This window comes from Pedococcus sp. P1_H8, assembly GCF_056405175.1.
On sequence record NZ_JBFUCP010000052.1, the window covers coordinates 1 to 646 of the forward strand.

Consider the following 646-nt stretch of genomic DNA (forward strand, 5'->3'; position numbering starts at 1 on the left):
GATCGCGCACCGACGAACTCGGCGACCACGTCACGGGCGCCCTCGTAGCTGGCGGTGCAGACCTGCGAGGCGTAGCCGGCGCCGCGGTGCACGCTGGCGTAGTACGGCAGCAGGTCCTGGACCCGGGCGGTGACCTGCGCGAGGGCGGGCGCGCTGGCGGCGTAGTCGAAGTTGGCGTACGTGCAGGTGCTGCCGTCGGCGAGCGGGACGGACAGTCCGGCGCCGGAGACCTCGGCGAACGGGGCGTCGATCCGCGTGGCGGTGGCTGCACAGGTAGCGGCAGCGGTGGCGGCGGTGGCGGCACAGGTGGGGTCGAGTACGGCAGTCATTGAAGCTTCCCTCTGGTTCAGGGACTCGCGTGCAGCGAAGGCGACGTACCGGCCGGACCGAACGAGTCGGCCGTACCTAGATGTCGCGGGGGTGTGCATCGAGTCCGCGCTTGCCGTGTCCGGTATTGGACTACAGCCAGGTCGTCACCCGGGGCACCCCACCGCGGCGGAGGGTTGCCGGCCAGCAAGCCGGGGCTATCTGCTGGCACTCATGACCTGACCAGAGAATTGCAGCCCGTCCGCCGTCCTGTCAACCCCACCCTCGTGACCTCGCCCACCCCACCCGCCGGCAGCCAACTTCGACGGAACCGAAAACA

1 protein-coding gene and 1 riboswitch are annotated in these 646 nt (G+C 70.1%); the gene reads right to left on the minus strand.

Translation table 11 applies throughout. The annotated features are described in order from the left end of the window. Nucleotides 1-329 (minus strand): aminotransferase class V-fold PLP-dependent enzyme (locus tag AC1DYG_RS18770; protein WP_477641385.1); only part of this gene is annotated, 329 nt, incomplete at its 3' end. Nucleotides 330-430: 101 nt separating this feature from the next. Then, nucleotides 431-546, minus strand: a riboswitch (SAM riboswitch). Nucleotides 547-646: the final 100 nt, after the last annotated feature.